General features: G+C 68.0%; 25 protein-coding genes. 15 read left to right on the top strand and 10 right to left on the bottom strand.

Going from position 1 to position 25680, the window contains the following annotated elements:
- The first annotated feature begins 32 nt into the window (after positions 1 to 32).
- From ABZ893_RS21905 to ABZ893_RS21890, 4 genes are all read left to right on the top strand, one after another.
- Complete coding sequence (locus ABZ893_RS21905) at positions 33 to 410, top strand: phage holin family protein (protein ID WP_361406268.1); 378 nt, start codon at positions 33 to 35, stop codon at positions 408 to 410.
- A 9-nt stretch (positions 411 to 419) separates the two neighbouring features.
- Positions 420 to 911: a low molecular weight protein-tyrosine-phosphatase gene (locus ABZ893_RS21900; protein WP_361406265.1), complete on the top strand. Its 492-nt coding sequence runs from the start codon at positions 420 to 422 to the stop codon at positions 909 to 911.
- On the top strand, positions 908 to 2053 hold the full coding sequence (locus ABZ893_RS21895) for a cystathionine gamma-lyase (protein ID WP_361406262.1): 1146 nt from the start codon (positions 908 to 910) through the stop codon (positions 2051 to 2053). The genes ABZ893_RS21900 and ABZ893_RS21895 overlap by 4 nt, the downstream gene beginning before the upstream one ends.
- Positions 2054 to 2278: 225 nt before the next feature.
- On the top strand, positions 2279 to 2761 hold the full coding sequence (locus ABZ893_RS21890; RefSeq protein ID WP_361406259.1) for an NUDIX hydrolase: 483 nt from the start codon (positions 2279 to 2281) through the stop codon (positions 2759 to 2761).
- 47 nt (positions 2762 to 2808) lie between these two features.
- Here ABZ893_RS21890 and ABZ893_RS21885 read toward each other — a convergent pair whose 3' ends face one another.
- Both ABZ893_RS21885 and ABZ893_RS21880 read right to left on the bottom strand, forming a co-directional pair.
- Entirely contained in the window at positions 2809 to 4179 is a 1371-nt protein-coding gene (locus tag ABZ893_RS21885) for a globin domain-containing protein (RefSeq protein ID WP_361406674.1), read from the bottom strand.
- Between the two features lie 370 nt (positions 4180 to 4549).
- A complete protein-coding gene (locus ABZ893_RS21880) occupies positions 4550 to 5182 on the bottom strand; it encodes an HAD-IB family phosphatase (protein WP_361406256.1) in 633 nt (210 codons plus the stop codon).
- Between the two features lie 179 nt (positions 5183 to 5361).
- Between ABZ893_RS21880 and ABZ893_RS21875 the strand changes: the two genes are divergently transcribed.
- The 3 genes from ABZ893_RS21875 (at position 5362) to ABZ893_RS21865 (ending at position 7343) form a co-directional block, all read left to right on the top strand.
- On the top strand, positions 5362 to 6228 hold the full coding sequence (locus ABZ893_RS21875; RefSeq protein WP_361406253.1) for a GNAT family N-acetyltransferase: 867 nt from the start codon (positions 5362 to 5364) through the stop codon (positions 6226 to 6228).
- 90 nt (positions 6229 to 6318) lie between these two features.
- On the top strand, positions 6319 to 6777 hold the full coding sequence (locus tag ABZ893_RS21870) for a MarR family transcriptional regulator (protein WP_361406250.1): 459 nt from the start codon (positions 6319 to 6321) through the stop codon (positions 6775 to 6777).
- A 113-nt stretch (positions 6778 to 6890) separates the two neighbouring features.
- Complete coding sequence (locus tag ABZ893_RS21865; protein ID WP_361406247.1) at positions 6891 to 7343, top strand: GNAT family N-acetyltransferase; 453 nt, start codon at positions 6891 to 6893, stop codon at positions 7341 to 7343.
- Between the two features lie 83 nt (positions 7344 to 7426).
- Here the strand turns inward: ABZ893_RS21865 and ABZ893_RS21860 are convergent, their stop codons facing one another.
- Both ABZ893_RS21860 and dnaB read right to left on the bottom strand, forming a co-directional pair.
- Positions 7427 to 8812 carry a serine hydrolase domain-containing protein gene (locus tag ABZ893_RS21860; protein ID WP_361406244.1) on the bottom strand — a complete coding sequence of 462 codons (1386 nt, stop codon included), beginning with the start codon at positions 8810 to 8812 and terminating at the stop codon, positions 7427 to 7429.
- 69 nt (positions 8813 to 8881) lie between these two features.
- Complete coding sequence (gene dnaB / locus ABZ893_RS21855) at positions 8882 to 10354, bottom strand: replicative DNA helicase (RefSeq protein ID WP_361406241.1); 1473 nt, start codon at positions 10352 to 10354, stop codon at positions 8882 to 8884.
- A 458-nt stretch (positions 10355 to 10812) separates the two neighbouring features.
- Here dnaB and ABZ893_RS21850 point away from each other — a divergent pair, with 458 nt between their 5' ends.
- Entirely contained in the window at positions 10813 to 12150 is a 1338-nt protein-coding gene (locus ABZ893_RS21850; protein ID WP_361406238.1) for an MATE family efflux transporter, read from the top strand.
- 193 nt (positions 12151 to 12343) lie between these two features.
- Here ABZ893_RS21850 and rplI read toward each other — a convergent pair whose 3' ends face one another.
- The 4 genes from rplI to rpsF form a co-directional block, all read right to left on the bottom strand.
- Positions 12344 to 12790 (bottom strand): 50S ribosomal protein L9, encoded by a 447-nt coding sequence (gene rplI / locus ABZ893_RS21845; protein WP_361406235.1) that lies wholly within the window; start codon positions 12788 to 12790, stop codon positions 12344 to 12346.
- An 18-nt stretch (positions 12791 to 12808) separates the two neighbouring features.
- Complete coding sequence (gene rpsR / locus ABZ893_RS21840; RefSeq protein WP_003949403.1) at positions 12809 to 13045, bottom strand: 30S ribosomal protein S18; 237 nt, start codon at positions 13043 to 13045, stop codon at positions 12809 to 12811.
- A 57-nt stretch (positions 13046 to 13102) separates the two neighbouring features.
- Positions 13103 to 13693: a single-stranded DNA-binding protein gene (locus ABZ893_RS21835; RefSeq protein ID WP_361406232.1), complete on the bottom strand. Its 591-nt coding sequence runs from the start codon at positions 13691 to 13693 to the stop codon at positions 13103 to 13105.
- A gap of 75 nt (positions 13694 to 13768) precedes the next feature.
- On the bottom strand, positions 13769 to 14059 hold the full coding sequence (rpsF, locus tag ABZ893_RS21830; protein ID WP_052578287.1) for a 30S ribosomal protein S6: 291 nt from the start codon (positions 14057 to 14059) through the stop codon (positions 13769 to 13771).
- A 265-nt stretch (positions 14060 to 14324) separates the two neighbouring features.
- On the opposite strand from rpsF, the gene ABZ893_RS21825 reads away from it, so the two are divergent.
- The 3 genes from ABZ893_RS21825 to ABZ893_RS21815 all read left to right on the top strand — a co-directional run bounded on the left by ABZ893_RS21825 (position 14325) and on the right by ABZ893_RS21815 (position 17028).
- A complete protein-coding gene (locus tag ABZ893_RS21825) occupies positions 14325 to 14639 on the top strand; it encodes a hypothetical protein (protein ID WP_361406230.1) in 315 nt (104 codons plus the stop codon).
- 116 nt (positions 14640 to 14755) lie between these two features.
- Positions 14756 to 15877: a peptidoglycan bridge formation glycyltransferase FemX gene (gene femX / locus ABZ893_RS21820; RefSeq protein WP_361406228.1), complete on the top strand. Its 1122-nt coding sequence runs from the start codon at positions 14756 to 14758 to the stop codon at positions 15875 to 15877.
- A gap of 119 nt (positions 15878 to 15996) precedes the next feature.
- Positions 15997 to 17028: an alanine racemase gene (locus ABZ893_RS21815; RefSeq protein WP_361406225.1), complete on the top strand. Its 1032-nt coding sequence runs from the start codon at positions 15997 to 15999 to the stop codon at positions 17026 to 17028.
- Positions 17029 to 17110: 82 nt separating this feature from the next.
- Here the strand turns inward: ABZ893_RS21815 and ABZ893_RS21810 are convergent, their stop codons facing one another.
- Together ABZ893_RS21810 and ABZ893_RS21805 are read right to left on the bottom strand one after the other, a co-directional pair.
- Positions 17111 to 18613 carry a glycosyltransferase 87 family protein gene (locus ABZ893_RS21810; RefSeq protein WP_361406222.1) on the bottom strand — a complete coding sequence of 501 codons (1503 nt, stop codon included), beginning with the start codon at positions 18611 to 18613 and terminating at the stop codon, positions 17111 to 17113.
- A 150-nt stretch (positions 18614 to 18763) separates the two neighbouring features.
- Complete coding sequence (locus ABZ893_RS21805; protein WP_361406219.1) at positions 18764 to 21508, bottom strand: transglycosylase domain-containing protein; 2745 nt, start codon at positions 21506 to 21508, stop codon at positions 18764 to 18766.
- 383 nt (positions 21509 to 21891) lie between these two features.
- Here ABZ893_RS21805 and ABZ893_RS21800 point away from each other — a divergent pair, with 383 nt between their 5' ends.
- The 4 genes from ABZ893_RS21800 (at position 21892) to ABZ893_RS21785 (ending at position 25594) form a co-directional block, all read left to right on the top strand.
- A complete protein-coding gene (locus tag ABZ893_RS21800; RefSeq protein ID WP_361406216.1) occupies positions 21892 to 22572 on the top strand; it encodes a helix-turn-helix transcriptional regulator in 681 nt (226 codons plus the stop codon).
- A gap of 43 nt (positions 22573 to 22615) precedes the next feature.
- Positions 22616 to 23698 carry an inositol-3-phosphate synthase gene (locus tag ABZ893_RS21795; protein WP_361406214.1) on the top strand — a complete coding sequence of 361 codons (1083 nt, stop codon included), beginning with the start codon at positions 22616 to 22618 and terminating at the stop codon, positions 23696 to 23698.
- Positions 23699 to 23815: 117 nt separating this feature from the next.
- On the top strand, positions 23816 to 25072 hold the full coding sequence (locus tag ABZ893_RS21790) for an MFS transporter (RefSeq protein WP_361406211.1): 1257 nt from the start codon (positions 23816 to 23818) through the stop codon (positions 25070 to 25072).
- Positions 25073 to 25186: 114 nt separating this feature from the next.
- Positions 25187 to 25594 (top strand): hypothetical protein, encoded by a 408-nt coding sequence (locus ABZ893_RS21785; RefSeq protein WP_361406209.1) that lies wholly within the window; start codon positions 25187 to 25189, stop codon positions 25592 to 25594.
- The last annotated feature ends 86 nt before the right edge of the window (positions 25595 to 25680 follow it).

Below are 25680 nucleotides of genomic sequence, written 5' to 3'. Positions count from 1 at the left end.
ATGATCCCGTCTCGTCTGCCACGATCAGACACATGAAGAATTTTGTAGTCAAGACGATCGCCAACGCGGGGGCCCTGGCTGTCGCCGTGTGGCTGCTCGACAAGATCACGCTGACCGGCGACAGCACCGGCAAGAAGGTCGGCACGCTCCTCATAGTGGCGCTGCTCTTCGGCCTGGTGAACTTCCTGGTGAAGCCCATCGTCAAGGTGCTCACGTTCCCGCTGTTCATCCTGACCCTCGGCCTGATCACCCTCGTGGTCAACGCCCTGATGCTGCTGCTGACCTCGTGGCTGGCAGGCAAGTTCGACCTGAGCTTCCACGTCGAGGGGTTCTGGACCGCCGTCCTGGGCGGCCTGATCATCTCGGTCGTCTCCTGGGCGCTGCACGTCGCCCTGCCCGACGAGGACTGAGCCCGCCCGATGCCCTTCCGTGTGTGCTTCGTCTGCACCGGCAACATCTGCCGTTCGCCCATGGCCGAGTCGGTCTTCCGCGCACGGGTCCACGAGGCCGGTCTCGACGGCCTCGTGGAGGTGGACAGCGCGGGCACCGACGGCTGGCACGAGGGCGACGGCGCCGACCCGCGCACCGTCTCGGTGCTCGAAGCCGCCGGCTACGAGGCCGACCACGAGGCACGCCGGTTCCGTGCTTCGTGGTTCGCCGGCCTCGACCTCGTGATCGCCCTCGACGCCGGCCACCTTCGCACCTTGCGCCGCCTCGCACCGACTCCCGAGGACGCGGAGAAGGTCCGGCTGCTGCGCTCGTACGACCCGTCGGCGGGTACGGATCTTGATGTGCCGGACCCGTACTACGGAGGCATCGACGGGTTCGAGGAGTGTCTGAAAATGGTCGAGGCGGCGAGCGACGGGCTGCTCGACGCGGTGAGCACGGCGGCGGAGGGACGATCGGCATGACGGAATCGGCACAGCTCGGCGACGGCACGCGCGCGGTGCGGGCGGGACTGCCCGAGGCCCACAAGAACGAACCGACGCTCCCAGGCCCTGTCTTCGCCGCACACTTCCACCTCCCGGGCGATGTCTCGGGGCCCTACACCTACGGCCGGGACGACAACCCGACGTGGACCCACCTGGAGCGGGCCATCGGCGAACTCGAGGCGCCGGGGCACGAGGACGTCGACACCCTCGTCTTCGCCTCCGGCATGGCCGCCATCTCGGCGGTGCTGTTCTCCCAGCTCAAGGCCGGCGACACGGTCGTACTGCCGAGCGACGGCTACCAGGTGTTCCCGCTCGTCGCCGAACAGCTCAGGGCGTACGGCGTCGAGGTCCACATGGCTCCCACCGCCGGCGACGCGCAGCTCGACGCCCTGGACCGCGCGAAGCTCCTGTGGATCGAGACGCCGTCGAACCCCGGCCTCGATGTGTGTGATGTGCGCCGGCTCGCCGACGCGGCACACGAGCGTGGCGCCCTGGTCGCCGTCGACAACACCCTGGCCACACCGCTCGGGCAGCGCCCCCTGGAGCTCGGCGCCGACTTCTCCGTGGCCAGCGGCACCAAGCAGCTCACCGGCCACGGAGACATCCTTCTCGGCTACGTGACCTGCCGCGACGCGGAGCTGGCCGCGTCGGTACGGAGATGGCGCAAGATCGTCGGCGCGATCCCGGGCCCGATGGAGGCCTGGCTCGCGCATCGCTCCCTCGCCACGCTCCACCTGCGGGCCGAGCGGCAGAACGCCAACGCGCTCGCCCTCGCCCGTGCCCTGCGCGACCGCGACGACGTCGAGAATCTGCGCTACCCGGGCCTGCCCGACGACCCCTCACACGAGGTCGCCGCGCGCCAGATGCGGCGCTTCGGATGCGTGGTCTCCTTCACGCTCCCCACGCGCACCCGCGCCGAGCGGTTCATGGAAGCCCTGACCCTGGTGGACGACGCGACGAGCTTCGGCGGAGTACGGTCCACGGCCGAACGCCGCCGCCGCTGGGGCGGAGACGACGTCCCGGAGGGCTTCATCCGCTTCTCCGCCGGCGCGGAGGACCCGGACGACCTGGTGGCGGACGTACTGCGCGCACTCGACGAGACGGCCGCCCAGGGCCTTTGAGGGACGTCTTCCACGGCGGTGGACGCGGCCAGTTGACTGCGCGTCAGCACTCCATCTCGCGTGGTGGCAGGGCGCCCGCCACCGTCGTACGGACCGGCTCCCTGGTCATGGCACGGGCGCACGGGTCACGCGCCGCTACTGCTTGCGGTCGTCGATCGGCACTGACCTGGGGGCCAGGTCGGTGGGGAATGTTTCACGTGGAACCAGCGGGGCCACATTTCTCCCATGACCGTCCGACCCGTGGTCAAGCGCACCGCACGCGCCGTCCTGCTCGACGGCGACGACCTGATCCTGATCAAGCGGACCAAGCCCGGCATGGATCCGTACTGGCTGACCCCCGGCGGCGGGGTCGAACCCGAGGACGAGACTGTCGTCGAAGCCCTGCATCGCGAGGTCCACGAGGAGCTCGGCGCCAAGATCATCGACGTGGTGCCCTGCTTCGTGGACACCGTCGAGCACATCGGCGAGGACGGCGGCGCCACCGGCGTGAAGGTCCAGCACTTCTTCGTCTGCCGGCTCGAGTCGATGGACCTCAGCGAGCGGCACGGCCCCGAGATCGAGGAGCCGTGCGGCGAGTACGAGATCGTGCGGGTGCCCTTCACCCGCGTCGGCATCGCCTCGGTCCATCTCGTACCGCTCTCACTGCGCCACTACCTCGACGGCAACATCGAAGGCGTCCGGGCGATGCACGCCCCGGATCTGGGCTGACGGAGGGGTCGGGAGCGGGGCTCCCTGGGGCAGATGCCGCTGCCCCCTCAGTTGCCCGCCGCGACCAGTTCCTCCACGGAGTCATGGCGGATGCGGGACACCGGAATCCCGATGTCCCGCAGGGCGTCGATGCCGTTGCGGATCATGCCGGGCGGACCCGACAGATAGGCGTCGAATTCGTTCCACGGGCCGTACCCGCGCACCGCGTCGGGTAGTTGCACGTGGGCCTTCTGGTCGATGACCGGGCGTACCGACAGCCACGAGTGGCTCCGCTGGAGCCGTAGCAGCGTGTCGATGTCGTACAGGTCGTGGTCGGTACGGGCGCCGTAGAACACCTCGACCGGACGCCGCTCGCCGTGCTCGGCGACGTCTTCGACCAAGGCCTTGATGGGCGCGATCCCGGTTCCTCCGCCGAGGCACAGCAGGCCGCTGTCGGTGCGGTGGTCCACCGTCATCGAACCGGCCGGCGGACCGAGGCGGAGCACGTCGCCGGGGCGGGCGCGGTGCACGAGCGCGTTGGACACCCAGCCGGCCGGTACGGCCTTCACGTGGAACGAAAGCAGCCCGTCGGACCGGGGCGCCGAGGCGAAGGAGTAGTGCCGCCAGATCCGCGGCCACCACGGCGTCTCCAGGCTCGTGTACTGCCCGGCGAGGAACGGGTACGGCTGATCGGGCCGGACCGTGACCACCGCGATGTCCGGGGTCCGCAGGTCGTGCGAGACGACCTCCGCGTACCACCACGCGGGCGCGCGCAGCTCGTCCTCCGCCGCGGCGTCGATCATGACCTGGGAGATCGTCGTGTACGTGCGGACCCAGGCCGCCTCCGTCACCTTGTCCCAGGTCGTCGACGCGTACTGGGTCAGCGCGCCGATCAGGCACTCGCCGACCGCGGGGTAGTGCTCGGGCTGCGTGCCGTACTTGCGGTGTCCACGGCCGAGGTTCTTCAGGTACGGGACGAGGACGCTCTTGTTGTCCGCGTGCTCGGCCGCCGTCAGCAACGCCTTGAAGAGCCGGTCGCGCTGGGCGTCCATCGAGGCGGGGAACATGGGCCGCAGCTCGGGGTGGCGCACGAAGAGCAGGGCGTAGAAGTACGAGGTGACCTTGTCACCGTACTGGGCGACCTCCTGCAACGTCCGGCGGACGAGCCGGGCGTCGGGGGAAGCCTCTCGCTCGCGGGCGGCTTCCACGGCCGGGGCGAGACTCTGTGCAGGCACTGTCTCGGACCGTGCGTCCGCTATTCGCTCGGGCCGGCCGACGGGCCGTAGCGGCGTGGCCTCGCGCCCTTCTGACGGCGCCTCCTGGCCCGTGCTCGCGCCGGCCGCCGGTCCCGGGCGCGGCGTGAACCAACCGCCCCCGCCGGAACCGGAGTCGGCCGACTCAGTGGTCGGAGCGTCCATGCTGTGCCTCGCCTCGAACATCATTTGGTCGGTCTGCGTGCTCCCACGATCGGAAGCCGGTCTTTCCCCCGTTTCTGCCGCGCCAGAGTGCAACGGCCCAAGTCAAACCGCATTCGCGGCGGCTACGGACAAGTAAGGAAGGAATGTGACATTGCCCGCAGTTCGCATCCGGCAACATGCCATCCAGAGTGGCCGCACGCACTGATTGGCGGAAAGTGCGGGTCCTCGATCCCTCCGCCCCGATACGCTGTCCAGCCTGCGTGCGCGACCTTGGTTGCCCCCGGCACCCCTGCCGCGGACCGGAGTCGACACTACCGGCAGCCGCCGAACACACAAGTCTCCCTGGTCAACCAGCGAATTCGGCAAGGGAATTGGCCCTGCGATCCCTCGATTAACCGGCGTGCCGCACCAATTCGTACGCCTCACTCAGATCCCGCCCGGCATACGAGTACGTCGCCAGTCCCGTGACATGCTCATCAGCATTGACCGCGACCGATACCGGCACGACGCCGAAGAGTTCCACGTCGGACAGTGAATCGCCGTAAGCAATGCAATGATCCCGGTTCACGCCGAATTCCTCGCAAAGCCGGTCCGCGATCTCGACCTTCGACGCGCCACTGAGAACGCCCGCGGGATCGACCGGCTCGGTGAAGGGCACCGCGGGAAACCGCGAGCCGTACGCTGCATGGGCACCCCACCCTGTCAGGCGCTCCACGAAGAACGACGGCGAGAGCGAGACCACCGCGCAGTAGTCGCCGCCCGCCCGTATCTCCGTCCACGTCTCCCGGATGTTCGTCAGCCACGGCGCGCCCTCGAACGCGGCCGTCACGTGGTCGAGGGTGAGTCCCGCCCACAGCGCGTGCACGCGTCGCGCGAACTCCTGCGAGCTGATGCGCTGCGCGCCGATCTCACGGTCAAGGGTCATCGTCTCGGCTTCGAGCCCGAGTTGGCGCGAGATTTCCAGGGACGCCGTGGTCCCGTAGAGCAGCGTTCCGTCCATGTCGAAGAGATGCAGTCGCTTCATGAACGCGGAGGGTAGTAGCCGGGGTCGCTGCCCTCGTCAGAGCCCGTGGGCATACCCAGCAGGGTGTTTCACGTGAAACCGTGCCAAGCCGTGTCGCCCGACATGACGTGACCGAAACGACCGCCCGCCGCCCGCAAAGCGGTGGACGTGGAGCCGTCAGATCCGACAGCCTGACCTGCGTGTCGACACCTCCCCTCTCCGACCTGCCCATTCGCCGGCTCACCCGGCGCGACGTCACCGCGTGCGCCGACCTCTCCGAGGACCGCGGCTGGCCCCGTGAGGAACACAAGTGGGGCCTCCTGCTCGCGGCCGGTACCGGACACGGCATCGACGACCCCGACGGCGGCCTGGTCAGCGCCTGCGTCGTGACCGACTACGGCCCGCCGGACAGGCCCACGCTGAGCGCCATCGGCATGGTGCTCATCGCCCAGCGCCACGCGCGCCGCGGCATCGGCCGCCGCCTCATGCGACACATCGTCGAGCAGGCGCAGCCCACACCGCTCACCCTGCACGCGACCTCCAACGGCCGCCCGCTCTATGAGGAGTTGGGCTTCAAGACCATCGGGCGCGCGGAAATGGTCCGCGGTCATTTCACCCCCGGCGGCCCCACGCCGTCCGTCGCCACGCGCCCGGCCACGGCGGAGGACCTCCCGGCCATCCTTCGGCTGGACGAAGCCGTCTTCGGCTCCGACCGTACGCACATGGTCACCCGCCTCCCGGCGTTCGCCGACCAGCTCCGCGTGGCCGAGGACGGCGGTGAGCTCATCGGTTACGCGGCTGCCTGGCCCAACATGGACACCCACGTCATCGGCCCGCTGATCGCCCGCGACACCGAGACCGCGAAGGCCCTCGTGACGTCGCTCGCCGCTGGCACGAATCTCCCTCTGCGCACCGACATCGACGTCCGCCACGAGGAACTGCTGACGTGGATCAAGGAGCGCGGCGTGGAAGCGACGAGCTTCAACGCCGTGATGGCTCTTGGCGTCCCTGACCTCCCCGGAGATTGGACCCGCCGGTTCGCTCCGGTGACGGTCGCTGCGGGCTGAACTCACAAAAGGTCATTACTTGCAGACGCGGGCAATTTCGAACGTGGATTACCCTTGGATCTGTCGCTTCGGGATGGAGGACCAAGAGCCATGACCGCCACAGACCCCGCACTCACCGCCCTGGCTCAGGGCTGGTGTGCGCTCTCCCTGCTGCACGGGAGGATCGAGGGCCACATCGAGCGTGCCCTGCAGGCCGAACACGACCTGAGCGTGCGCGAGTACTCGCTGCTCGACGTGCTGAGCCGCCAGCACGACGGAGTAGGCGGGCACCTGCAGATGAAGCAGGTCGCGGACGCCGTCGTCCTCAGCCAGAGCGCCACCACCCGCCTGGTGACCCGCCTCGAGGACCGCGGCCTGCTGGCCCGCTACCTCTGCCCGACCGACCGGCGCGGCATCTACACGGACGTGAGCGAGGCAGGCCTGGCTCTGCTCGCCGAAGCACGGCCGACCAATGACACCGCGCTGCGCGAGGCACTCGACGAGGCGGCGAAGACCCCCGAGCTCGCCCCGCTGGTACGCGCGGTGGAAGCCGTCCGGATGCCGGCCTGACCCGCCACCCGACTCGACCATGCCGCCAGGCGCCGGTTCGCCGGTTCGCCGGTTCGCCGGTTCGCCGGTTAAGCCTCGGCCTGACGACCAGGTGGCCACATAAGCTGCGGCCCATGGGAGATCTTGAGATACGACCCGCCACAGCCGCCGACATCCCGGCCATCGTGGCGATGCTGGCGGACGACCCGCTGGGTGCCCGCCGCGAGTCACCCGACGACCTCACCCCGTATCTGAACGCACACACGCGGATCGCCGAGGACCCCAACCAGCACCTGGTCGTCGCCGTGCGCGGGCAACGCCTCGTCGGAACCCTGCAGCTCACCGTGATTCCCGGGCTCTCGCGGAAGGGCTCCACGCGCTCGATCATCGAAAGTGTCCGGGTCCACGCGGACGAGCGGGGCAGCGGGCTCGGCACCCGGCTCATCGAATGGGCGGTGGACGAATCCCGCCGCCTGGACTGTCAGTTGGTGCAGCTCACCTCCGACGCGACCCGGACCGACGCCCATCGCTTCTACGAACGTCTGGGCTTCGAGGCATCCCACATCGGCTTCAAGCTCCAGCTCTGACATCACGACGAAGCCTTGGGCGTCTGTCATCGAAAGGGGTGAGGCTGTTTCACGTGAAACAGCCCCACGCCTCCACAGCTCGACTAGGACCTGGGCAGCCCTCGCCACCCCTCCGGATCCACTCCGCCGGGAACCGGAGCCCCTTCCTCGTACGGCTCACGCGTGAAGACGAACGACCCGAGGTCGAGATGGCTCACCGACCCGTCGGGCCGCCGCTCGGCGCGCAGGAGCTCCCCGGCGTAGTAGCCGTCGAGCCCCGTCCAGGTGCCGTCACCGTTCGGCCGGAACCGCGAGCCCCGCACGCCGCCCTCCAGCGGCCCGAGGGAGACGCCTGCGTCAGCCGTGAGCCGCAGCACCGTGGTCTGCGTCCCCCAGTACCAGGGGCCCGCTAGCTCAAGCACCTCCGGGTCGACCTCCGGCAGCGGCCGCCAGGGCTCCGGAATGCGCGGCTCGGCGTCGGCGACGATACGGAGGAGATCCTTGCTCACCGTCGAAGCCGGAACGCCGGACGTGCAGTTGGCGAGCGTGACCGCGGCCAACCCCTCCTCCTCGCTCAGCCACAGCCCGGCCACGAACCCGGGCAGCGAACCGCCGTGCCCGGCCAGCAGCCGCCCATGACTGCGTGAGAGCTGCAGACCGAGCCCGTAGGCGGAGTCCCAGTCCCCTGGCAGCGTCGGCGCGGCCGGCGTCCGCATCTCGCGTACGGACTCCGCGCTCAGCACCCGGTCGTCCCCCGCCATCAGGAAGCTCGCGAACCGCCCCAAGTCCGCCGCCGTCGACCAGAGTTGTCCCGCCGGAGCCATCAGCCCCAGGTCCTCAGCCGGCTCCGGCATCATCACGTCGGCCCAGGGATGCACGGCCCAGCCGCCCGCGTACGGGGCCAGCGGCTGCCCGCTCGTCCGGTGCAGGCCGAGCGGCTCCAGGACCTCGCTGCGCAGGACGTCCTCCCACGGCGCCCCGCGCAGCGCCTCCACCAGCGAACCGAGCAGCGTGTAGCCGGGGTTGGAGTAGTGGTGCTGCTTGCCGGCCGGATGCCGGAACGGCTGCTCGCCCAGCACATCGGAGAGCTGAGGACGCAATGAGGCCGACGAGCGCTCCCACCACGGCCCCGGCGTCTCGGCCGCCAACCCACCGGTGTGCGCGAGGAGTTCGGCGATCGTGACCTGGTCTGCGCCCGTACCCGGCAGATGCTTCTCGAGCGGGTCCCCGAGGTCCAGCAGCCCCTCGTCACGCAGCCTCAGCACGAGTACGGCGGTGAACGTCTTGGTGATCGAGCCGATCCGGTACTGCACGTTCTCGTCCGGAGCGTGCCCGTCCACACAGGTACGACCGCCGCTCCACACCAGCTCACCGTCGCGGACGACCGCGGCAACCAGCGAAGGGGAACGGCCTTCCGCCTGAGCGGTGGCGATGCGGTGCAGCAGCGCCCGAAGCGTCGCGGGCAGCAGTTCTTCAGGAGGTGTTGTCATCCCCCAAGTCCACCCCGGCACACGCCGCCCGTCGACCGCTTTTCGCCTGCTCAGAGGCGGCGGGAGGAATCAGGTCTGCGCCATGTCCACGAAGCGCGAGTAGTGGCCCTGGAAGGCCACCGTGATCGTCGCCGTCGGACCGTTACGGTGCTTGCCCACGATGATGTCCGCCTCGCCCGCGCGCGGCGACTCCTTCTCGTAGGCGTCCTCGCGGTGCAGCAGGATGACCATGTCCGCGTCCTGCTCGATCGAACCGGATTCACGCAGGTCGGACACCATCGGCTTCTTGTCCGTACGCTGCTCGGGGCCACGGTTCAGCTGCGAGAGCGCGATGACCGGGACTTCGAGCTCCTTGGCCAGGAGCTTCAGGTTTCGCGACATGTCCGAGACCTCCTGCTGGCGGCTCTCGGAGCGCTTCGAACCACCGGCCTGCATCAGCTGCAGATAGTCGATGATCACGAGCTTGATGTCGTTGCGCTGCTTGAGGCGGCGGCACTTCGCGCGGATCTCCATCATCGACAGGTTCGGGGAGTCGTCGATGTAGAGGGGCGCCGCCGACACCTCGGGCATCCGGCGGGCGAGCCGCGTCCAGTCCTCGTCGGTCATGGTGCCCGAGCGCATGTGGTGCAGCGCGACCCGTGCCTCCGCTGACAGCAGACGCATCGCGATCTCGTTGCGGCCCATTTCCAGGGAGAAGATGACGCTGGGCAGGTTGTGCTTGATCGAGGCGGCGCGCGCGAAGTCGAGCGCCAGCGTGGACTTACCCATGGCCGGACGGGCCGCGATGACGATCATCTGGCCGGGGTGCAGACCGTTCGTCAGGGAGTCGAAGTCCGTGAATCCGGTGGGCACACCGGTCATCTCGCCGCTGCGGGAGCCGATCGCCTCGATCTCGTCGAGGGCACCCTCCATGATGTCGCCGAGCGGGAGGTAGTCCTCGCTCGTGCGCTGCTCGGTGACCGCGTAGATCTCGGCCTGCGCGCTGTTCACGATCTCGTCGACGTCGCCGTCGGCCGCGTATCCCATCTGCGTGATGCGCGTGCCCGCCTCGACCAGCCGGCGCAGGACCGCCCGCTCGTGAACGATCTCCGCGTAGTACTCGGCGTTCGCCGCCGTCGGGACCGTCTGCACGAGGGTGTGCAGATACGATGCGCCGCCGACCTTGGTGATCTCGCCGCGCTTGGTGAGCTCGGCCGCGACCGTGATCGGGTCGGCCGGCTCGCCCTTCGCGTACAGGTCGAGGATCGCGGTGAAAATCGTCTCGTGGGCGGGGCGGTAGAAGTCGTGGCCCTTGATCACCTCGACGACGTCGGCGATCGCGTCCTTGGACAGGAGCATTCCACCGAGGACGGACTGCTCCGCGTCGAGGTCCTGGGGCGGGACGCGCTCGAACGACGGGGCCCCGTCGTCCCAGCCGCCGTCACCGCGGTCGTGCTGCTCCTCGCGTCCCCGCCCCCCGTTGCGGCGCTGGCGGGAGGCGGGCAGACGGTCGCTGGGACCGCTGTCGGCCCAGGGGTCGTCCAAAGGCTCGGAGATACTCACCGGGCCACCTCCTCCAGTCCGCCGGGCGGACCTAGCCGTGCCCTCTTTCTTACGGCACGACACTGACAATTACGGGGCCCGACTCCGGTTCTGTTGCGTCGGTTTTGTGAGGTTTCCGAGGCCTGAGGACGTGGCGGGCGCCGCACCACGGTAGGCCCCTCGGCACCTTCAGCCAATCTGGTTATCCACAGGCGGTGTGGATGAAGGGCCTCTCGCTGTGGAGAACTCCGCAAAACCTGTGCACGACACGGTGGACAGCCCTGTGAACAAGCACTCAGGGGCCGCGAAGAAACGTGCCTGACCTGCAGTTTTATAGTCCACCGGCTGTGCAGGAAAAATACTTTTGCACTCGACCCAAGATCGCTGCGAATGGTGTGCCACGCCACGCCGGAGAGGCCGAGATGTAAGGATCCTAAGGCGATTGCATCTCTTACCTGTGGAAGATTACATTGGTGCCCATGACACAGGCTCCCGCGGCGCCCAAAGCCACCCGGCGCCGGCACGACCGCGAGATCATCGCGCTGGCCGTCCCCGCCTTCGGCGCACTTGTCGCTGAGCCACTCTTCGTGATGGCCGACAGCGCCATCGTCGGCCATCTGGGAACCTCCCAACTGGCCGGCCTCGCCGTCGCCTCGTCCCTCCTGATGACGGCGGTCAGCGTCTTCGTCTTCCTGGCATACGCGACCACCGCCGCCGTCGCCCGCCGCGTCGGCGCCGGAGATCTCCAGTCCGCGATCCGACAGGGCATGGACGGAATCTGGCTCGCCCTGCTGCTCGGCGCCGCGGTCATCGCCATCGTCCTGCCCACAGCTCCCGCATTCGTGGACCTGTTCGGCGCCTCACACACGGCCGCGCCCTACGCGATCACCTATCTACGGATCTCGTCGCTCGGCATCCCGGCCATGCTCGTCGTCCTGGCCGCCACCGGAGTTCTGCGCGGCCTCCAGGACACCAAGACCCCTCTCTACGTCGCGGTCGGCGGCTTCGTCGCCAACGGCGCACTCAACGCAGGCCTCGTCTACGGCGCCCACCTCGGCATCGCCGGTTCCGCCTGGGGAACCGTCATCGCCCAGGTCGGCATGGCCACGGTCTATCTCTACGTCGTGATCCGCGGCGCCCGGCGCCACGGAGCTTCCCTTCGGCCGGATATCGCAGGCATCCGCGCCTGCGCCCAGGCAGGCGCGCCGCTGCTCGTGCGCACCCTCTCCCTGCGCGCCATCCTCATGATCGCCACCGCGGTCGCCGCCAGGCTGGGAGACGCGGACATCGCCGGGCACCAGATCATCATCTCCCTGTGGAGCCTGATGGCCTTCGCGCTCGACGCCATCGCCATCGCGGGCCAAGCCATCATCGGTCGCTATCTGGGAGCCGACGATCCGCAGGGAGCACGCGAGGCCTGCCGCCGCATGGTGCAGTGGGGCATCGCCTCGGGAGTCGTCCTGGGACTCCTGGTGATCGTCTCCCGACCGCTCTTCATCCCACTGTTCACGAATGACCAGGCCGTGCAGGACGCGGCGCTGCCCGCACTCCTGATGGTGGCGCTCTCCCAGCCCATCTGCGGGATCGTCTTCGTCCTCGACGGAGTCCTGATGGGAGCGGGCGACGGTCGATACCTCGCCGGGGCCATGCTCGTCACCCTGGCCGTCTTCACGCCGGTCGCCCTGCTGGTGCCGGTGCTCGGCGGAGGGCTCACCGCACTGTGGGGCGCCATGACGCTGATGATGACCGTACGGATGCTGACCCTGTGGCTGCGCTCACGCTCCGGCCGCTGGATCGTCACCGGCGCCACACCCTGACCCCGCTCTCCCCTGACCCGCACCGGTCCCGGTTTCACGTGAAACCGGGCCACCGGGCCACCGGGCCACCGGGCCACCGGGCCACCGGGCCACCGGGCCACCGGCACAAGCTGACAGCTCACGAGAAACGCGTTGGGCCGCACCCCAATGGGTGCGGCCCAACGTTTTGCTTCAGCTCTGCCAAGCGCAGTGCTTAGGCGGAGACGACCTCGACGCTGACCTTGGCGGCAACCTCGGGGTGCAGACGCACCGACGTCTCGTGGGCGCCCAGCGTCTTGATCGGCGAACCGAGCTCGATGCGGCGCTTGTCGACCTCGGGGCCACCGGCAGCCTTGATCGCCGAAGCGACGTCGGCCGGGGTCACGGAGCCGAAGAGACGACCGGCGTCACCGGAGCGAACGGCCAGACGGACCTTGACGCCCTCGAGGCGGGCCTTGATCTCGTTGGCCTGCTCGATGGTCGCGATCTCGTGGATCTTGCGAGCACGACGGATCTGCTCGACGTCCTTCTCGCCACCCTTGGTCCAGCGGATCGCGAAGTTCCGCGGGATCAGGTAGTTGCGGGCGTAGCCGTCCTTGACGTCTACGACCTCGCCGGCGGCACCGAGGCCGGAGACCTCGTGGGTGAGGATGATCTTCATTGTTCGGTCACCCTTCCCTTATCGCGCGGTGGACGTGTAGGGCAGCAGCGCCATCTCACGGCTGTTCTTCACGGCCGTGGCGACGTCACGCTGGTGCTGCGTGCAGTTGCCGGTCACGCGGCGGGCACGGATCTTGCCGCGGTCGGAAATGAACTTCCGCAGCATGTTCGTGTCCTTGTAGTCCACGTACGTGACCTTGTCCTTGCAGAAAGCGCAGACCTTCTTCTTAGGCTTGCGCACAGGCGGCTTCGCCATGGTGATTCTCCTGTGTGATCAAGAAGTGTGGGTGCGGCCCACCCTTGGCCGTGAGGCCTAGAAGGGGGGCTCGTCCGAGTAGCCGCCACCGGAGCCGCCGGAGCTTCCGCCCCAGCCGCCCCCGCCGCCCTGCTGGCCGCCGCCGGCCGGCGAACCGGTCGCCCAGGGGTCGTCGGCGGGAGCACCGCCGCCACCCTGCTGCTGACCGCCACCGGGGCCACCGCCCCAGTTGCCGCCGCCCTGCTGGCCGCCACCGCCGCCGTATCCGCCCTGGCCGCCCCGGCCCGTGGTCTTGGTGACCTTGGCCGTGGCGTTCTTCAGGCTGGCGCCGACTTCCTCGACGTCCAGCTCGTAGACCGTGCGCTTGACGCCCTCACGGTCTTCGTAGGACCGCTGCTTCAGCCGGCCCTGCACGATGACGCGCATACCTCGCTGGAGCGACTCGGCCACGTTCTCCGCCGCCTGGCGCCAGACCGAGCAGGTCAGGAACAGGCTCTCGCCGTCCTTCCACTCATTGGTCTGACGGTCGAAGGTGCGGGGGGTGGACGCGACACGGAACTTCGCGACCGCCGCACCGGACGGGGTGAAGCGCAGCTCGGGGTCGTCGACAAGATTGCCGACGACGGTGATGACGGTCTCGCCTGCCATGGGGGAACCTCTCGGCGGGTTTGCTGCGGGCTGCTTGCTGCTACTCGAAACCCGAGTGCCGCTGAGCTAGGAAGCTCAGTGGGTCTCGGGACGGAGGACCTTGGTCCGGAGGACCGACTCGTTCAGGTTCATCTGGCGGTCGAGCTCCTTGACGACCGCAGGCTCGGCCTGCAGGTCGATGACCGAGTAGATGCCCTCGGGCTTCTTCTTGATCTCGTACGAGAGACGACGGCGACCCCAGGTGTCGACCTTCTCGACCTTTCCGTTGGCCTCACGGACAACAGAAAGGAAGTTCTCGATCAGCGGGGAGACAGCGCGCTCCTCGAGATCGGGGTCGAGGATGACCATCACTTCGTAGTGACGCATGTGGAACCCACCTCCTTTGGACTCAGCGGCCACGGTCGTTCCGTGGCAGGAGGGTCGTGATGCGTACGCAACGGTATCGGCCGCCACTGACAATCGGGTCCCGCTGACGGGGAACCCTGATCAGGGCATGGGCAGACACCGGTGCAGACGGTACAGAGTACCCGCACCACGGCTTCGGGTTGAAATCCGACGGGTGGAGGCCGCAATCTGTACACATCGGGTGTGTATGGCGCTACGATGCGCCGCCTTCCGCAGGAGGTGCCCCATGGCACAGGCAATGCGACCCAACACCGCGACATCTCTCCTCGCCACGGACGGGAAGCCCCATCCCGTCCAGGACGCGCTGCTCGCGGTGACCGTGACGCTCGGGGCGATCGCTGTCATCACCGCCTTCTTCCACAACCTCCATCTGATCAGCTCCTGGGCTGGGCTCGTGGGCATCCTGACCGGCATGTACGGCCAGTTCATCTCGGTGACGACGCGTGAGCGCTTCGGACTCATCCTGGGTCTCGGTGCCTCGGCGGTCGGCTTCTTCATCGGCATGGCCCACGGTGGTCTGTTCGGCGGTCTCATCGGCTGACGCGCCGACAACGTCGCATAGGCCCAGTCGGGGCGCTCGCAGGGCGCAGTAGGCTTCGGCGCGAGAGCCGGAGCCCCTGTACCCATGGGGACACACCAGCCCGAGGAGCGCCCCGAATGAGCCTGACCCTGAGGACCATCAGCCGAGAGCAGCATCTGGCATACATCCAGAGCCTGCCCGCGGCGAGCCACATGCAGGTCCCGGCCTGGGCTGACGTGAAGGCGGAGTGGCGGTCCGAGAGCCTCGGCTGGTTCGACGAGAAGACCGGCGAGATCGTCGGCGCGGGCCTGGTCCTGTACCGCCAGCTGCCCAAGATCAAGCGGTATCTCGCCTATCTCCCCGAGGGCCCGGTCATCAACTGGTTCGCTCCGAACCTGGACGACTGGATGCGCCCGATGCTGGCGCACCTCAAGCAGCAGGGCGCCTTCTCCGTGAAGATGGGCCCGCCGGTGATCATCCGGCGCTGGGAGGCCACGTCCATCAAGAAGGGCATCCAGGACCCGGACGTGAAGCGTCTGCGGGACATCGAGGCCGACTTCATCGAGCCGCGCGCCTTCGAGGTCGCCGACAAGCTGCGTCGCATGGGCTGGCAGCAGGGTGAGGACGGCGGTGCCGGCTTCGGCGACGTCCAGCCCCGCTATGTCTTCCAGGTGCCGCTGGCCAACCGCTCCCTCGAGGACGTGCACAAGGCCTTCAACCAGCTGTGGCGCCGCAACATCAAGAAGGCCGAGAAGGCCGGTGTCGAGGTCGTCCAGGGCGGCTACCAGGACCTCGAGGAGTGGCAGCGCCTCTACGAGATCACCGCGGTGCGTGACCACTTCCGGCCGCGCCCGCTGTCCTACTTCCAGCGCATGTGGACGGCCCTCAACAGCGAGGACCCCAACCGTATGCGGCTGTACTTCGCCCGCCACGAGGGTGTGAACCTGTCGGCGGCGACGATGCTGGTCGTCGGGGGCCACGTCTGGTACTCCTACGGCGCCTCGGACAACATCGGCCGTGAGGTCCGGCCCTCGAACGCGATGCAGTGGCGGATGCTCCGCGACGCCTACGCGCTCGGCGCGACGGTCTATGACCTGCGCGGCATCAGCGACTCGCTCGACGAGTCGGACCACCTGTTCGGTCTGATCCAGTTCAAGGTGGGCACCGGCGGGCAGGCTGCCGAGTACCTCGGCGAGTGGGACTTCCCGCTCAACAAGCTGCTGCACAAGGCCCTCGACATCTACATGTCGAGGCGCTGATCCCCGCCCGCCCGGCCGGGTCCACCCGGTCCGGGCGGACCCGGCACAATTCACGTAGCTCCAAAGTTTCTTCATACCTCTGATACACCGCAGCCACGAGAAAGGTTCCGGGACCGGCCATGGCGCTCACGCTCTACGTCGACACCGCGCGCTGGCGGGCACACCACAAGCACGTGCTCGAGCAGTTCCCGGGGATCGTCCCCGTCTGCAAGGGCAACGGCTACGGCTTCGGCCACGAACGGCTCGCGGACGAGGCCACGCGCTTCGGCTCGGACGTCCTCGCCGTCGGCACGACCTACGAAGCCGCCCGGATCAAGGACTGGTTCAGCGGTGACCTGCTGGTCCTGACCCCGTTCCGGCGGGGCGAGGAGCCCGTGCCGCTGCCCGACCGTGTGATCCGCTCCGTCTCCTCCGTCGACGGCGTGCACGGCCTCGTCGGCGCCCGCGTCGTCGTCGAGGTGATGTCCTCGATGAAGCGGCACGGCGTGAGCGAGCAGGAACTGCCTCTGCTCCACGCCGCCATCGAGGACGTCCGGCTCGAGGGCTTCGCGATCCACCTGCCCCTGGACCGCACCGACGGCTCCGACGCCGTCGAGGAGGTCATCGGCTGGATGGACCGCCTGCGCGCGGCCAGGCTGCCGCTGCACACGATGTTCGTCAGCCACCTCAAGGCCGAGGAACTCGCCCGTCTGCAGCAGCAGTTCCCGCAGACCCGCTTTCGCGCGCGGATCGGCACGCGGCTCTGGCTGGGCGACCACGACGCGACCGAGTACCGCGGCGCGATCCTGGACGTCACCCGCGTCGCCAAGGGCGACCGCTTCGGTTACCGCCAGCAGAAGGTCGCTTCGGACGGCTGGCTCGTCGTCGTCGCCGGCGGCACGTCGCACGGCGTGGGCCTGGAGGCGCCCAAGGCGCTGCACGGCGTCATGCCGCGCGCCAAGGGCGTGGCCCGCGCGGGTCTCGCGACCGTGAACCGGAACCTGTCGCCGTTCGTCTGGGGCGGCAAGCAGCGCTGGTTCGCGGAGCCCCCGCACATGCAGGTCTCGATCCTCTTCGTCCCGTCCGACGCCCCTGAGCCCCGGGTGGGCGAGGAGCTGGTGGCCCATCTGCGGCACACCACCACGCAGTTCGACCGGATCGTCGACCGCTGACCGCACTCCGCGGACAGCCGGACCTGACGGCAAACGGAAGGGCCGGACACCCTCACGGTGTCCGGCCCTTCCGCACGTTCGCTCAGGGCGAACGCCTCTCGTCCGTCTCCCAGCCCCAACTGACCTGTGGCCGCTCCTCGTTGTGCGCCGCGTGCCGCGCGGGATGGGCGGCGTGTCCGAGCACGAACACGTCCTTCGCCCCGTCCAGGACACCCCCGGACGGATCGTCGGCCCCGGAGCGTCTGACCACGTCCCGTTCCGGCATCAGGATGTCGCGCACGATCACCGCGCACAGATAGAGCGTGCCGAGCAGGTGGACGAGGATGATCAGGTGGTACCCGTCCGCGGGCAGCCCCCGGTGCTTGTCACCGCTCGTGGTGTACGCGAGGTACATCCAGATCCCGATGAAGTACGCGACCTCGCACGCCTGCCAGATCAGGAAGTCCCGCCAGCGCGGCCTGGCCAGCGCCGCGAAGGGGATCAGCCACAGGACGTACTGCGGTGAGTAGACCTTGTTCGTGAGGATGAACGCGGCGATGACCAGGAAGGCGAGCTGCGCGAAGCGAGGCCGGCGAGGCGCTGTCAGGGCGAGTGCCGTGATGCCCAGGCACGCCAGGACCATCAGCACCATCGCGTATTTGTTGGCGTCGTGAGGGGTGATCTGTACGTTCCAGCGCTGCTGGATGATCAGCCAGACCGACCCGAAGTCGACGCCGCGCTCCTGACTGAACCGGTAGAACTTCGACCAGCCCTCGGGCGCGAGCAGCATCACCGGCAGGTTCACGACGAGCCACGCGCCGACCGAGGCCCCCAGAGCCTTGCCGAAGTCCCGCCACCGTCCGGCCCGCCAGCAGAGCAGCAGCAGCGGACCGAGCACGAGGAACGGGTAGAACTTCGCGGCTGTGGCCAGCCCCAGCAGGACGCCGAAGGCGATCGCCCGGCCCCGCGACCACATCAGCATCGCGGCCGCCGTGAAAGCCACGGCGAACAGATCCCAGTTGATGGTGGACGTCAGCGCGAACGCGGGCGCCAGGGCCACCAGGAGGCCGTCCCAGGGGCGCCGCCGGTGGGTGCGGCTGACGCAGACGGCGATAATCACCGCGCAGATCATCAGCATCCCGGCATTGATCATCCAGTAGATCTTCTCCAGATGCTGGATGGATCCGCCGCCCAGGGTCATCCAGGAAGCGACCTCCATGAACACACCGGTCAGCACCGGGTACTCGAGGTAGTCCATGTCGCCCGGCAGCTTGTCGAAGTACGGCACCAGACCGTCGGCGAAACCACGCCCCTGGTAGAGGTGCGGGATGTCCGAGTAGCAGGCGTGTGTGTACTGCGAACTCGCGCCGAAGAACCACCCGCCGTCGTAGCAGGGGAACTTCTGCACCATGCCCAGCGCGAACATGCCCAGCATCACCAGCGCGATGACTCTCACGGGGGTCCACCAGGAGCTCCCGAGCAGCGCCCATCGTCCGATCGGTCCGCCGATCAGCGCGCTCCCCGCAGCGGCGACCTCGTCCTCCTTGGTCGGCCGTACCGGATCCGGCTGTTGCACGTGAGTGCGCTTGGTCTCTGCACTAGGCATGTCGCACATCCTGCCGTACGCACCTGAGAACGGGGCGAGGGCCGCCGCACCCGTTCGGTGCGGCGGCCCTCACTTGACCTTCGTCACGCTCTGTTTCACGTGAAACACGGTGCGTTTCACGTGAAACACACGCGGTGGAACGCTCCTCGGCTAGCCCGTCGGGCCTCCGAAGAACCCTCCTCCTCCGTTGCCGTTGCCGTTGTTGCCGCCGTTGCTGCCTCCCGGCGTCGACGGCGCGGTGGTGACTCCGCTGGACGGCGTCCCGCCGGTGCCGCCGTTGGACGTCCCGCCGTTGTTGTTCTTGCAGTTCCACGACCAGCCGCTGCACGTCTCGCTCGGCGACGGCGAGGGGCTGGGGGAGGACTCGGTGGGCGACGGTTCCGTCGACGGGGACTCCGTGGGGGAGGCGGTCGGCGACGGAGTCGGGCTCGGGCTCGGGGTGGCGCCGACGATCTTGCCGATGGGCTGGGGCGTCGGGAACGGCACAGCCGGCTGTCCCATCAGGGCCTGCGACATGTAGTCGTGCCAGATCTCGGACGGGAACGAAGCTCCATGGATCTTCTCCTGGCCACCAGTGCCGTACATCTCCAGGAACTGGCGCTGCTTGCTGTTCTCGTTGTCGTCCATCCGGTACATCGTGATGGCCGTCGACAGCTGCGGGGTGTACCCCACGAACCAGGCCGACTTGTTGCCGTCGGTCGTACCCGTCTTGCCCGCGACATCGCGGCCCAGCAGCTTGGCGTTGGTACCCGTTCCCTTGTCGACGACGGTCTTCAGAACGTCGGTGACATTGTCGGCGACCGACGAGTCGAAGGCCCTGGCGGGCTTCTGCTCGTGCTGGTAGACCGTCGCGCCTTCGTGGTCGACCGAACTCACGGAGAACGGGTCGTTGCGCTGACCGCTGGCCGCGAAGGTGCCGTACGCGCCCGCCATGCGGATCGCGCTCGGGTCGGAGGTACCGAGGGAGAACGACGGGTAGTTGGCGCTGGCGAAGCTGTCGTCCTTGATGCCCGCGTCCTTCGCGGCCTGCTTCACCTTGTCCAGGCCCACGTCCATACCGAGCTGGACATAGGCGGAGTTGACCGACTCGCGCATCGCCTCACGAAGATCGATCTGGTAGGTCGGCGGGTTGTAGGAACGGTGGCCGTCGTTGCTCTGGAGCCACTCCTTGCCCTCCCGGTCCGTCCACACCTGACCGTCGTACTTCTTGATCTTGAGCTCGTTCTTGCCGCTGTAGAGGCTCTTCGGAGAGACGATCGTCCGCGTGTTGTCGTCCTGCTCCTCGCCCAGCTTGGGGTCGCGGATTCCGTCCCTCATCGCGGCGGCCAGCACGAACGGCTTGAACGTCGAGCCGACCTGGGCACCCGTCTGGTCCGCGTTGTTGGTGAAGTGCTTCGTCGCGTCGGCGCCGCCGTAGATGGCCTCGATCGCGCCGGTCTTCGGGTTCACCGAGGCACCGCCGAACTGGACGTACTTGTCCGTCTTCGGGCGGAGCTTCTCGTTGATGTTCTGCTGCTGGACCTTCTTCACGGCCGCTTCGAGCTTGTCCACCTTGTTCTTGTCGAAGGTGGTGTGGATCTCGTAGCCGCCCTTCTGCAGGTCGAGAGCGGTGATCTTGCCGCCGCTGTTATTGATCGCGTAGGCCTTGGCGAGGTCCACGAGGTAGCCGATCTGGCCACCCAACGCGGCGTTGGCACGCGGGCTCTGCAGCTTGGGGAACTCCGTGAACTTCGCCCGGGTCGCGGCGTCCAGGTGCTTGTCCTTGACCTCCTCGTCGAGGATCCAGGTCCACCGCTTCGTGGCTCGGTCCCTGTTCTTCTCGGCCGTCGCCTGCAGCGGGTCGATCTCCGGCGCGCCGGCCGGGTCGAAGTACGTGGCGCCCTTGAGCACCGCCGCCAGGAACGCGCACTGACTCGGGTTCAGGTTCGAGGCGTCCTGGTTGAAGTACGTACGGGCCGCCGCCTGGATGCCGTAGGCACCGCGCCCGTAGTACGCGGTGTTCAGGTACCCGGCCATCACCTTCTCCTTGGGCACCGTGCGGCCCACCTTGATGGCGACGAACAGCTCCTTGATCTTGCGCGTGATGGTCTGCGACTGATCGTCGAGCATCGCGTTCTTGACGTACTGCTGGGTGATGGTCGAGCCACCCTGGGTCTGGCCGCCCTTGGCCATGTTCACGACCGCGCGGGCGATACCCATGGGGTCGACGCCCTTGTCCGTCTCGAACGTCTTGTTCTCGGCGGACATGACGGCGTACCGCATGGCCTTGGGGATCTGGTCGTACGTGATGATCTGACGGTTCGTCTCACCACCGGTCGAGACCATCTGCTTGTTGTTGGACCAGTAGTACACGTTGTTCTGGGCCTTGGCCGCGTCCGCCTCGTTCGGGATGCTCACCATGGCGTAGCCGACACCGGCCGCGATCATGAGACTTCCGGCGAGGCCGACGCCCACACCCGTGACGAGGCGCCAGGACGGCAGCCAGCGACGGACTCCGTACTTGCCCGCGCGCGGGTAGTCGATGAACTTCTTCTTCGGCGGCTCGGCCGGCCCACGGCCGCCCCTGCCGCGTCCGGGCCCACTCGGTCCATCGGGACCGCCGCCACCGCGCCGGCCGCCACCTCCGCGGCCACCGCCTGAATCGGGTCCCTTCCTACGGCTGCCCGCGCTGCGCTGCGCGGCGCGGCGCGCTTCCGCCCGGCCTCCGTACGGGCGGTCGTCGCCCGCGGAACCGTACGAGCCTGTGGACCCTGGTGTTCCATACGAATCAGACGGCGATCCGGTGGCATCACGCGGGGCGGCGCGACGACCCGGCGATGCGCCGGACGTACCGCGTCGGGCCGCGGCACGTCCGCCGCCCTCGGGCTGCGGCGGTTTGCGACGGTGCTCGCTCATGGAACGACTACTCCTCGGGCAGGCGCGCGTGTACGCACCTGGAAACGGCGGCTGGTTTCCGGTCCCCCCGAAATACGGATGCGCCAGTGGCTCTCACCCGCAATACACCGGGGACAACGACGTCCTCACCCGCCACTTGGTTCCCGGCGTTCTGCATGGCGGACACACTACGCACCGTCAAAACCCACCTAGAGCCGAACTTCACCGCAAATCAGGCAACTTGCTCGGTATGAATCGGTGATGTGACGCCGTTCACCGTGCCCCCACTTGTCGCATCCGCGCGGCCGTTCTATCGTCGTGATGTATCGAGTCGATACATCAGCTCGACATAAAGAGTCCGTACAGCGGTCGTGACAGCCGACCGCGGCAGAGAGGAGGCGATCTTGAGCCGACGTTCCGGCATCCTCGAGTTCGCTGTCCTCGGGCTGCTGCGCGAGTCCCCGATGCACGGCTACGAGCTGCGGAAACGACTCAATACTTCGCTCGGGGTCTTCCGTGCCTTCAGTTACGGAACCCTCTACCCCTGCCTCAAGACGCTGGTCACGAGCGGCTGGTTGATCGAGGAGCCGGGGAACACACCCGAGGACGCCCTCGCCGCACCACTCGCAGGGCGTCGCGCCAAGATCGTCTACCGGTTGACGGCGGAAGGTAAGGAGCACTTCGAGGACCTGCTCTCGCAGACCGGCCCGGACGCGTACGAGGACGAGCACTTCGCCGCCCGGTTCGCCTTCTTCGGGCAGACCTCGGGAGACGTACGGATGCGCGTGCTCGAAGGCCGGCGCAGTCGTCTCGAGGAACGCCTCGAGAAGATGCGCATCTCCTTCGCCCGCACCCGGGAACGCCTCGACGATTACACCCTTGAGCTCCAGCGGCACGGAATGGAATCCGTGGAGCGCGAAGTGCGCTGGTTGAACGAGCTCATCGAGAGCGAGCGGGCGGGGCGGGATCATCGGCGATCCGACCCCGCGGACGCAGCTCAGCAGGACACATCTGGAGAGACGGGCGGCCTGCCCCGGAACCGGGACAGCACCCGGCCGGATCCGTCCGACGACACCGCCACGTGAGGCCCATCCGGGGTTTCACCGATACACACAGGGAGCAACCGGAATGGGTTCGGTTCGCGTAGCCATCGTCGGCGTGGGCAACTGCGCCGCCTCGCTGGTCCAGGGCGTCGAGTACTACAAGGACGCCGACCCGGACACCAAGGTCCCGGGCCTGATGCACGTCCAGTTCGGCGACTACCACGTCCGTGACGTCGAGTTCGTCGCCGCGTTCGACGTCGACGCGAAGAAGGTCGGCCTCGACCTCTCCGACGCCATCGGCGCCAGCGAGAACAACACCATCAAGATCTGCGACGTGCCGAACACGGGCGTGACCGTCCAGCGCGGCCACACCCACGACGGCCTGGGCAAGTACTACCGCCAGACCATCGAGGAGTCCACCGAGGCCCCGGTCGACATCGTCCAGACCCTCAAGGACAAGCAGGTCGACGTTCTCGTCTGCTACCTGCCCGTCGGTTCCGAGGACGCGGCGAAGTTCTACGCCCAGTGCGCCATCGACGCCAAGGTCGCGTTCGTCAACGCCCTCCCGGTCTTCATCGCCGGCACCAAGGAGTGGGCGGACAAGTTCACCGAGGCCGGCGTGCCGATCGTCGGTGACGACATCAAGTCCCAGGTCGGCGCCACCATCACGCACCGCGTCATGGCGAAGCTGTTCGAGGACCGCGGTGTCCGCCTCGAGCGCACGATGCAGCTCAACGTCGGCGGCAACATGGACTTCAAGAACATGCTCGAGCGCGAGCGCCTGGAGTCCAAGAAGATCTCGAAGACGCAGGCCGTCACCTCGCAGATCCCCGACCGCGACCTGGGCGAGAAGAACGTCCACATCGGTCCGTCGGACTACGTCGCGTGGCTCGACGACCGCAAGTGGGCGTACGTCCGCCTCGAGGGCCGCGCCTTCGGTGACGTTCCGCTGAACCTGGAGTACAAGCTCGAGGTCTGGGACTCCCCGAACTCCGCGGGTGTCATCATCGACGCGCTGCGCGCCGCGAAGATCGCCAAGGACCGCGGCATCGGCGGCCCGATCCTCTCCGCGTCCTCGTACTTCATGAAGTCCCCGCCGGTCCAGTACTTCGACGACGAGGCCTACGAGAACGTCGAGAAGTTCATCAAGGGCGAGGTCGAGCGCTGACCACACGCTGTACGGGCGCGTAGCTGACGTAACGCGCTTCTACTTGTGGGCTGTTGAGGTCCCCGGATGCACATGGCGTGCTCCCGGGGACCTTTCCCTTATGTGAGGCTGTGCCCCATGTCTGTCGTCCGTGACCTGCGTGTACTGCTGCGCTTGAGGGACTTCCGGCGCCTGCTGGCACTCCGGCTGCTCTCCCAGGGCGCGGACGGGGTCTACCAGGTCGCGCTGGCCACGTACGTCGTGTTCTCGCCGCAGAACCAGACGTCGGCGAGCGCCATCGCCTCGGCCATGGCGGTACTGCTGCTTCCGTACTCGATCGTCGGCCCGTTCGCGGGCGTCCTCCTCGACCGCTGGCGCCGCCGCCAGGTCTTCCTCTACGGCAACCTCCTGCGGACCGTCCTGGCCTCCGTGACGGCGCTCCTGATGATCAGTCACGCACCGACCTGGCTCTTCTACATCTCCGCCCTGGGCGTCACCGCCGTCAACCGCTTCATCCTCGCCGGGCTTTCGGCCGCCCTGCCCCGAGTCGTCGACGCCGAACGGCTCGTGATGGCGAACTCCATCTCCCCGACCGCGGGCACCCTCGCCGCCACGCTGGGCGGCGGAGCCGCCTTCGTCCTACGGCTGCTCGGATCGCACTCCGACGCCGTCGTGGTGCTCGTCGGCGCCGCCGTCTACCTGCTTGCGGCGCTCGCCTCCCTGCGCCTGTCCGCCGAACTGCTGGGCCCGGATCCCGAGCTGGTGCTGCCGGGCATCCGGACCGCGCTCTCCGGCACGGCGAAAGGGCTCGCCTCGGGGGTGCGTCATCTGGCCGCGCGCCCGCACGCCATGCGCGCTCTGGCCGCGATGACGCTGATGCGCTTCTGCTACGGGGCGCTGACCGTCATGGTGCTCATGCTCTCCCGCTACTCCTGGTCGTCCACGCAGTCCCACGGGCTGGCCCTGCTCGGGGTCGCCGTGGCGGTCTCGGGCGCCGGGTTCTTCGCCGCCGCCGTCATCACACCCTGGGGGGCGGGGCGACTGGGACCCGGCCGGTGGATCGCTGTCTGCGCGGGGGCGGCGGCCGTCCTGGAACCCGCGCTCGCGCTCCCGTTCACGCCGCTCCCCATGATGGCCGCCGCATTCGTCCTCGGCCTGACGACCCAGGGCGCAAAGATCTCCACCGACACGGTCCTGCAGTCCTCTGTGGACGACGGCTTCCGTGGCCGGATCTTCTCCATCTACGACGTGCTGTTCAACGTCGCGTTCGTCGGCGCGGCCGGTGTGGCCGTACTCATGCTGCCGCCTGACGGACGGTCGGCTCCGCTGGTGGTCACGGTGGCTGCGCTCTACGCGGTGGTTGCTGTCGGTATGACGCGTTTTGACGCCCAGTAAGTGTCACATCAGTGCCACAGACCTCGTCCTGACTTCAGAGTTGTCAGCCCCTCCGTATAACTTACGGGCGTCTTATCCGCGCCATCGCGCTCAAGTTCGAGGGGGACCCCCAAAGTGACCACTCCGCCGCCCCAGGGCCAGAATCCGTACCCGCCGCACGCCCAGGGTGCCCCGATCCCGCCGGCCCCCGCCCCGGTGTCGGGAGGCGGCGGCAAGAAGGTTCTCCGGATCGTCGCGCTGATCGTCGTCGCCATCGCGCTCTACGGCGTGAAGTGGTACCTCGGCCAGAGCGACGCCGAGACGACGGCTGTCGGCAGCTGTATGCACAACGACGGTTCGACGTCCTCCCCGGACCTCCAGACGGTCGACTGCTCCTCCAGTGACTCCGAGTTCAAGGTCATCGAGAAGTTCGACAACAGCAGCGACGAAAGCAAGTGCAACTCGGTCAGCGGCACCGAGGTCTCCTACTACCAGACCGGCGGCAGCCACGACGTGGTTCTCTGCCTGAAGACGACCAAGTAGCACTTGGCATCGCATAGACGAAGGGCGCTGTTTCACGTGAAACAGCGCCCTTCGTCATGTCTGTCCCGAAGTCCTTGTTTCACGTG

The sequence above is a fragment of the Streptomyces sp. NPDC046821 genome (assembly GCF_040645335.1).
In the GTDB taxonomy this organism is placed as follows: Bacteria; Actinomycetota; Actinomycetes; order Streptomycetales; family Streptomycetaceae; genus Streptomyces.
Note: the sequence above shows the minus strand (reverse complement) of the source record. Positions and strands in the feature narration are given on the sequence as shown.

Bases quoted from the DNA above. Each gene is read 5' to 3' on its own strand.
- ABZ893_RS21795 (WP_361406214.1), top strand. From the start codon at position 22,616: ATGGGTTCGGTTCGCGTAGCCATCGTCGGCGTGGGCAACTGCGCCGCC.
- ABZ893_RS21865 (WP_361406247.1), top strand. From the start codon at position 6,891: ATGGGAGATCTTGAGATACGACCCGCCACAGCCGCCGACATCCCGGCC.
- femX (WP_361406228.1), top strand. From the start codon at position 14,756: ATGAGCCTGACCCTGAGGACCATCAGCCGAGAGCAGCATCTGGCATAC.
- rplI (WP_361406235.1), bottom strand. From the start codon at position 12,790: ATGAAGATCATCCTCACCCACGAGGTCTCCGGCCTCGGTGCCGCCGGC.
- ABZ893_RS21870 (WP_361406250.1), top strand. From the start codon at position 6,319: ATGACCGCCACAGACCCCGCACTCACCGCCCTGGCTCAGGGCTGGTGT.
- ABZ893_RS21805 (WP_361406219.1), bottom strand. From the start codon at position 21,508: ATGAGCGAGCACCGTCGCAAACCGCCGCAGCCCGAGGGCGGCGGACGT.
- rpsR (WP_003949403.1), bottom strand. From the start codon at position 13,045: ATGGCGAAGCCGCCTGTGCGCAAGCCTAAGAAGAAGGTCTGCGCTTTC.
- ABZ893_RS21885 (WP_361406674.1), bottom strand. From the start codon at position 4,179: ATGTTCGAGGCGAGGCACAGCATGGACGCTCCGACCACTGAGTCGGCC.
- ABZ893_RS21815 (WP_361406225.1), top strand. From the start codon at position 15,997: ATGGCGCTCACGCTCTACGTCGACACCGCGCGCTGGCGGGCACACCAC.
- ABZ893_RS21790 (WP_361406211.1), top strand. From the start codon at position 23,816: ATGTCTGTCGTCCGTGACCTGCGTGTACTGCTGCGCTTGAGGGACTTC.
- ABZ893_RS21850 (WP_361406238.1), top strand. From the start codon at position 10,813: ATGACACAGGCTCCCGCGGCGCCCAAAGCCACCCGGCGCCGGCACGAC.
- ABZ893_RS21860 (WP_361406244.1), bottom strand. From the start codon at position 8,812: ATGACAACACCTCCTGAAGAACTGCTGCCCGCGACGCTTCGGGCGCTG.
- ABZ893_RS21810 (WP_361406222.1), bottom strand. From the start codon at position 18,613: ATGCCTAGTGCAGAGACCAAGCGCACTCACGTGCAACAGCCGGATCCG.
- ABZ893_RS21835 (WP_361406232.1), bottom strand. From the start codon at position 13,693: ATGGCAGGCGAGACCGTCATCACCGTCGTCGGCAATCTTGTCGACGAC.
- ABZ893_RS21890 (WP_361406259.1), top strand. From the start codon at position 2,279: ATGACCGTCCGACCCGTGGTCAAGCGCACCGCACGCGCCGTCCTGCTC.
- ABZ893_RS21880 (WP_361406256.1), bottom strand. From the start codon at position 5,182: ATGAAGCGACTGCATCTCTTCGACATGGACGGAACGCTGCTCTACGGG.
- ABZ893_RS21900 (WP_361406265.1), top strand. From the start codon at position 420: ATGCCCTTCCGTGTGTGCTTCGTCTGCACCGGCAACATCTGCCGTTCG.
- ABZ893_RS21825 (WP_361406230.1), top strand. From the start codon at position 14,325: ATGGCACAGGCAATGCGACCCAACACCGCGACATCTCTCCTCGCCACG.
- ABZ893_RS21895 (WP_361406262.1), top strand. From the start codon at position 908: ATGACGGAATCGGCACAGCTCGGCGACGGCACGCGCGCGGTGCGGGCG.
- rpsF (WP_052578287.1), bottom strand. From the start codon at position 14,059: ATGCGTCACTACGAAGTGATGGTCATCCTCGACCCCGATCTCGAGGAG.
- ABZ893_RS21905 (WP_361406268.1), top strand. From the start codon at position 33: ATGAAGAATTTTGTAGTCAAGACGATCGCCAACGCGGGGGCCCTGGCT.